This window comes from Streptomyces triticisoli (genome assembly GCF_003270085.1).
GTDB classification, from domain to species: domain Bacteria; phylum Actinomycetota; class Actinomycetes; order Streptomycetales; family Streptomycetaceae; genus Streptomyces; species Streptomyces triticisoli.
The window spans coordinates 1-5499 of record NZ_QFDQ01000110.1; the positions used below are offsets into that span (position 1 = coordinate 1).

Sequence of the window (5499 nt, forward strand, 5' to 3'; positions counted from 1 at the left end):
GTGGCCGGGCCCAGGGACGGCGCCGACGCCGCCGGAGCCACCGCGCCCCGGCCCGCCGCGCGGGCCGCCTCCTTGTGCTCCTGCCGCGTACCGCCGCGGCGGCGCTCGGCCGCCCGGGTCGTCATGGAGAGCAGCCAGGCGCCGCCGAGCAGGCCGAAGCCCGCCCAGGCGGTCGGGCTGAAGGCCGTGTCGGCCAGCCAGCCGACGATCCCGGTCATCACCAGGCCGACGGGGACGAGGGAGTAGGCGGCGATACGGGCCGCGGCGAGGAAGCGCCGCCGGTAGGCCGTGACCGCGGCGATGCCCAGGCCTGCCGCGGAAACGGCGGAACAGACGGTCTCGGCAATCATCCGGTCCTCCAATCGGGGCTCACCGGGTCAGGGCTCACCGGTCGGGGGGGGTTCGTCCCTTCCATCCTGCACCGTCCGGCACCCGGGAAGCCATGCTCGCGGCGGAGATCAGGGAGATCTCCGGGTCGCCTCCTCCGCAGGTGTCAGGGCCTGGGAGACTGGGCGCATGAGCGACTCCTCCCCCGCATCCGCCGCCACTGCCGTCCTCGACGTCTGGTGCGAGCTGCAGTGTCCCGACTGCCGTACCGCGCTGGAGGACCTGCGGGCCCTGCGCGCCCGGTACGGCGACCGGCTGGAGGTGCGGCTGCGACACTTCCCGCTGGAGAAGCACAAGCACTCCTTCGCCGCCGCGCAGGCCACCGAGGAAGCCGCCGAGCAGGGGCGGCTGTGGCCGTACGTGGAGGCGGTGCTCGCCCGGGTCGAGGAACTGGACCGCGGAGGCGAGCCCGTCCTGGTCGAGGTGGCCCGTGAACTGGGCCTGGACGCCGAGGAGTTCGACACCGCGCTGATCGACGGCCGGCACATCCTGATCGTCGACGCCGACCAGGCCGAGGGCAAGGCGATCGGCGTCACCGGCACGCCGACGTATGTCGTCGGCGACCAGCGCCTGGACGGCGGCAGGAGCCAGGAGGGGCTGCGCGAGCGCGTCGAGGAGATCGTGGACCGGCTGCTGGCCGAGGGCGCCTGAGCGGTCAGAGCAGCCCCTTGTAGAAGAAATGGAGCACCGGCCGGTAGCCCAGCGACTCGTACAGCCGCTCGGCCGGGGTGTTGCCCGCGAAGACGTTCAGGCCCAGGGTGCGTCTGCCCGCGGCCACCGCCTGTGCCTCGGCCAGCAGCATCAGGGAGCGGCCGTGGCCCCGGCCGCGGAAGCGCTCGTCGGCCTCGACGTCGTAGACGTAGGCCCGCTCCTCGGTGATCGCCACCCACAGTGTGCCGACCGGGGTGCCCTCGTGCTCCAGGACGCTGAGCAGCATGCCCGGGGTCGCGGGTCCCTGGGGCAGCAACCGGGCGTGGTCGTCCTCCGACTTGGCCCGTGCCTGGTCGGCGGGTACGCCGCGGTCGGTCCAGCTCCGGGCGTAGGCGGCCTTGCCCTGTTCGAGCCACGGCCCGTACTCGGCCCCGGTCATGGGTCTGCCCCGGCTGCCGGCGGGCAGTCCGGGTGCGGTGGTGCCGAGCTGTTTCTCCATGCCGCGGTTGCGCTCGACGTAACCGAGTGCCGTGACGAGCCGGACCGCGGTCTCGGCGCCGGCGGGTACGGCGGCCTCGATCCGCTTGCAGCCCCAGCCGCGCGCCACCTCCTCGGCGGCGAGCGCGGCCACCGTGCCGCGGCCCCGCCGGCGGTCCGGCTCGTCGATGCTCAGATCGAGGATGCGGGCGACGGCCGGCCCGAAGACGGGGTGCGTGGACAGGTGGATCCCGCCGACGGGCCGGCTGTTCACGCACACCTGGTAGCGGCGTGAACGGGTCCCGTCGGCGTGCTGCTGAAGCGGCTCGGTCGGCCGCAGGGTCGTGGTCATCAGGGGTGTTCTACCCACTGCGGTGCCGCGGGTCAGCTGAATGTGTTCAGCGTCTGAATCTGTTCAGCGCCTAGGGGTCCAGGTCGTCCCCGGACCGCTCGTCGAAGACGCGCATGGCCTTGGCCGTCACCGGGCCCGGTGCGCCCGGCAGCTCGCGGTCGTCGACGCGGTGCACGGCCTGGATGTCGCGCAGGGTGGAGGTGAGGAAGACTTCGTCGGCCCGCTGCAGGACGTCCAGCGGCAGATCGGTCTCCTTCGCGCCCGTCCACTCGATCGCGAGCGCACGCGTGATGCCGGCGAGGCAGCCGGAGGCGAGCGGCGGGGTGTGGATCTCGCCGTCGAGGACGACGAAGACGTTGGACCCGGTGCCCTCGCAGAGCCGGCCGACGGTGTTGCCGAACAGGGCCTCGGTGGCGCCGTGCCGGTGGGCGCGGGCGAGGGCGACGACGTTCTCGGCGTACGAGGTGGTCTTCAGGCCGGTGAGCGCGCCGCGTTCGTTGCGGGTCCAGGGGACCGTGATGACGGCGGTGGAGTCGGGGCGGCGGGTGGTCTCGCCGAGGGCGACCACCAGGGTCGGGCCCTGGTCGCCGCGGTCGGAGCCGAGGGGTCCGTGTCCGCCGGTGTAGGTGATGCGCAGCCGGCCCAGCGGCATCGGGTTGGCCCCGAGGACGGCGGCGCAGGCGCGGCGGACCTCGTCGTGGTCGGGGTCGGGCAGGCCGAGGCCGCGGGCGGACCGGGTGAGTCGCTCCAGATGGCGGGTGAGCGCGAACGGCTTTCCGCCGGTGGCTTTCACCGTCTCGAAGATGCCGTCGCCCACGGTCAGCCCGTGGTCGAGAACGGAGACGCGCGCGGACTCGATGTCCCGCAGCCCGCCGTCGAGCCAGATCTTCACCTTCGTGGTCCCTCTCCGCTGTCCTCGTATGTGTCCGACGCTACCGCGAGCAGCCGGGACGCCTTCAGTTCGGTCTCCCGCCACTCCCCCTCGGGGTCGGAGCCCCAGGTGATGCCGGCGCCGGCGCCGAAGCGCAGGACGGCCGCACCCTCGGTGGCGCGGTCGATCCAGAAGGTGCGGATGCCGACGGCCAGCTCGCCCACCCCGCGGTCGGCGTCGACCCAGCCGATGCCGCCGCAGTAGGGGCCGCGGGGCGCGGTCTCCAGGGCGTCGATGATCCGCAGGGCGCTGGACTTGGGGGCGCCGGTGATCGAGCCGGCCGGGAAGGCGGCGTCGAGCAGTTCCGGCCAGCCGGCACCCTCGCGCAGCTCGCCGCGGACCGTGGAGACGAGGTGGACCAGGCCGGGGTGCTTCTCGACGGCGCACAGGTCGGGCACGGTGACGCTGCCGGTGGCGCAGACGCGTCCGATGTCGTTGCGGACCAGGTCCACGATCATCACGTTCTCGGCGTAGTCCTTCTCCAGCAGCTCCGCCTCGGTGCGGGCGGTGCCCTTGATCGGGCCGGACTCGACGGTCCGGCCGTCGCGGCGCAGGAAGAGTTCGGGGGACGCCGTGGCGATCTCCACTCCGTGCCCGGGCAGGCGAATCGTTCCGGCGTACGGTGCCGGGTTGCCGCGGGCCAGTACGGCGGTCAGGGCGTCCACGTCGGCGTCGGGCGTCACGGGCGCGGAGAGCACGCGGCAGAGGTTCACCTGGTAGACCTCGCCCGTCGCGATGTGCTCGCGGATGCGGCGCACGCCCTCCGTGTACGCGGCGCGGTCGAGGGAGGACGTCCAGTCGCCGGCGGCCGGGCCCCGCCAGCCGCCGGGCGCGGGGGCCGGCACGGGCTCCTGCCGTACGTCGCGGAAGCGTGCGCAGGTCAGACGGCCCTCGTAGTCGGCGGCGACGGCCCAGAAGCCGGTGGATTCCAGGGCCGCGGGGTCGCCGGTGACGTCGGCCAGGCCGGTGGCGACACGGTCGCCGAACCGGGCGAGAGGAGCGAGGTGGAGCACGTCGAGAAGTCTAGGGCGGCCCTCCCCCGCCCAGGTCCGGGAGTGTCGTATCGGGCACCTGACCGGGTCGCCGGGTGGGCTCAGCGCAGCACGCTGCGCAAACGTGTTTTTGTACTGGCCCCGGAATCCGCTAGAGTTCAACACGTCGCCGGGCCGCGTGAGCGGTCCGAAACGACAGGCGGACGTAGCTCAGTTGGTAGAGCGCAACCTTGCCAAGGTTGAGGTCGCGAGTTCGAACCTCGTCGTCCGCTCGAGGGAAGAGGGGATCTCCCGGTCCCCTCCACTCCTGGTGGAGTGGCCGAGAGGCGAGGCAACGGCCTGCAAAGCCGTCTACACGGGTTCAAATCCCGTCTCCACCTCCAAGGACGATTAGCTCAGCGGGAGAGCGCTTCCCTGACACGGAAGAGGTCACTGGTTCAATCCCAGTATCGTCCACTGGATCCACCCGAAGATCCATCCGCGCGATTAGCTCAGCGGGAGAGCGCTTCCCTGACACGGAAGAGGTCACTGGTTCAATCCCAGTATCGCGCACGCAGTGCCCGTGATCCGCTCCAGAGCGTGGTCGTGGTCCCGAGGACGATTAGCTCAGCGGGAGAGCGCTTCCCTGACACGGAAGAGGTCACTGGTTCAATCCCAGTATCGTCCACTGGATCCACCCGAAGATTCATCCGCGCGATTAGCTCAGCGGGAGAGCGCTTCCCTGACACGGAAGAGGTCACTGGTTCAATCCCAGTATCGTCCACACACCAGGAAGCCCCCGGCCGTCTCGTGCGGCCGGGGGCTTCTTCGTGGGCTCAGCTGGAGAACAGCATGCGGCCGAAGCTCCTGTGCCGGCGATGGCCGTAGTGCCCGTGACCGCCGTGCGGGGCGCCCCAGGCGGGGGCCGGTGGGGCCGGGTAGGCCTGCGGGGCGGGCGGGGGCGGCGGCGCGGGCTGGGTCCACTGGGCCTCCATGCGGGTCAGCGCCTCCAGCTCGCCGTAGTCGAGGAAGATGCCGCGGCAGCCGCTGCACTGCTCGATCTGAACGCCGTTGCGGTTGTAGGTGTGCATCGGCGCATGGCACTTCGGACACTGCATCGTCGGCTCAACTCCTCGCCGGTCGGTACTGCTTCGGGTGTCGCAGGGACAGACTCCGTCCCGTCACGGTCGGTTGCACCCTATGTCGTCAGCCCCTCCGGAACACCGTCGGTCAACTCCGGCGGGAGCCCGCTCATTCGGTCGCAGGCGTCGATCACGGCCTGTTCGACCTCGTCGAGCGGGCGGCCCGCCGCGGTCGCCTTGGCGACGGCCAGCGCGGCGGTCTGCACGGTGAGGGCGCGGGCCGGGACGTCCAGGGCGGGCCAGGGGTCGCCGTCCGCGGGAACGGCCGGGCCGCCGGCCGTGCGGTACGCGGTCAGGAAGCGGATCCACTCGTCGGGTGGGAGCAGTCCGCAGGCGTACCAGGCCGCGGGGCGGCCCAGGTCCCAGGCGGGAACGCCGGTGCCGAGGTCGTCGACGTCGATGAGCAGCCAGGGGCCGTCCGGGGCGGGGTGGCGGACGAGCTGACCGAGGTGGAGGTCGCCGTGGCAGAGAGTCCCGCTGTCCGGCATGGGGGCCTCGGCGCGGGCCCAGGCCGGCAGGCCCGCCCAGGCGCGCAGGACGGCGTGCGTGGCGAGGTGGCCGGGCGCCGTGTCGCGCAGGCGGGCGACG

7 protein-coding genes and 6 tRNA genes are annotated in these 5499 nt (G+C 72.4%); 7 read left to right on the forward strand and 6 right to left on the reverse strand.

Features of this window, described 5'->3' with window-relative positions; all coding sequences use genetic code 11:
* The coding region (locus DEP02_RS17295) for a hypothetical protein (RefSeq protein WP_112468372.1) at positions 1–350 on the reverse strand (350 nt) is incomplete at its 3' end.
* Between the two features lie 166 nt (positions 351–516).
* Between DEP02_RS17295 and DEP02_RS17300 the strand changes: the two genes are divergently transcribed.
* The gene (locus DEP02_RS17300) at positions 517–1038 is read left to right on the forward strand and encodes a DsbA family protein (protein WP_112468361.1); all 522 of its coding nucleotides are present in this window, start codon (positions 517–519) and stop codon (positions 1036–1038) included.
* Between the two features lie 4 nt (positions 1039–1042).
* On the opposite strand, the gene DEP02_RS17305 is transcribed toward DEP02_RS17300, so the two are convergent.
* The 3 genes from DEP02_RS17305 to DEP02_RS17315 form a co-directional block, all read right to left on the reverse strand.
* Positions 1043–1867, reverse strand: coding sequence for a GNAT family N-acetyltransferase (locus DEP02_RS17305; protein ID WP_112468363.1), 825 nt, complete (start codon positions 1865–1867; stop codon positions 1043–1045).
* A 70-nt stretch (positions 1868–1937) separates the two neighbouring features.
* Positions 1938–2759 (reverse strand): aminotransferase class IV, encoded by an 822-nt coding sequence (locus DEP02_RS17310; RefSeq protein WP_112468365.1) that lies wholly within the window; start codon positions 2757–2759, stop codon positions 1938–1940.
* The gene (locus DEP02_RS17315) at positions 2756–3811 is read right to left on the reverse strand and encodes a chorismate-binding protein (RefSeq protein ID WP_112468367.1); all 1056 of its coding nucleotides are present in this window, start codon (positions 3809–3811) and stop codon (positions 2756–2758) included. Before DEP02_RS17315 ends, DEP02_RS17310 begins: the two co-directional genes overlap by 4 nt.
* Before the next feature lie 178 nt (positions 3812–3989).
* On the opposite strand from DEP02_RS17315, the gene DEP02_RS17320 reads away from it, so the two are divergent.
* From DEP02_RS17320 to DEP02_RS17345, 6 genes are all read left to right on the forward strand, one after another.
* Positions 3990–4062, forward strand: a tRNA-Gly gene (locus DEP02_RS17320).
* Between the two features lie 37 nt (positions 4063–4099).
* A tRNA-Cys gene (locus DEP02_RS17325) sits at positions 4100–4173 on the forward strand.
* Between the two features lies 1 nt (position 4174).
* A tRNA-Val gene (locus DEP02_RS17330) sits at positions 4175–4246 on the forward strand.
* A 24-nt stretch (positions 4247–4270) separates the two neighbouring features.
* A tRNA-Val gene (locus DEP02_RS17335) sits at positions 4271–4342 on the forward strand.
* 43 nt (positions 4343–4385) lie between these two features.
* Positions 4386–4457: transfer RNA gene (locus DEP02_RS17340), tRNA-Val, on the forward strand.
* A gap of 27 nt (positions 4458–4484) precedes the next feature.
* Positions 4485–4553 (forward strand) — tRNA-Val (locus tag DEP02_RS17345).
* 52 nt (positions 4554–4605) lie between these two features.
* On the opposite strand, the gene DEP02_RS17350 is transcribed toward DEP02_RS17345, so the two are convergent.
* Both DEP02_RS17350 and DEP02_RS17355 read right to left on the reverse strand, forming a co-directional pair.
* Complete coding sequence (locus DEP02_RS17350) at positions 4606–4887, reverse strand: TFIIB-type zinc ribbon-containing protein (protein WP_112468370.1); 282 nt, start codon at positions 4885–4887, stop codon at positions 4606–4608.
* A gap of 80 nt (positions 4888–4967) precedes the next feature.
* Positions 4968–5499 (reverse strand): phosphotransferase family protein (locus tag DEP02_RS17355; protein ID WP_157977473.1); only part of this gene is annotated, 532 nt, incomplete at its 5' end.

Coding starts and splice junctions, on each gene's coding strand:
- DEP02_RS17300 (WP_112468361.1), top strand. CDS start 517: ATGAGCGACTCCTCCCCCGCATCCGCCGCCACTGCCGTCCTCGACGTC.
- DEP02_RS17350 (WP_112468370.1), bottom strand. CDS start 4,887: ATGCAGTGTCCGAAGTGCCATGCGCCGATGCACACCTACAACCGCAAC.
- DEP02_RS17305 (WP_112468363.1), bottom strand. CDS start 1,867: ATGACCACGACCCTGCGGCCGACCGAGCCGCTTCAGCAGCACGCCGAC.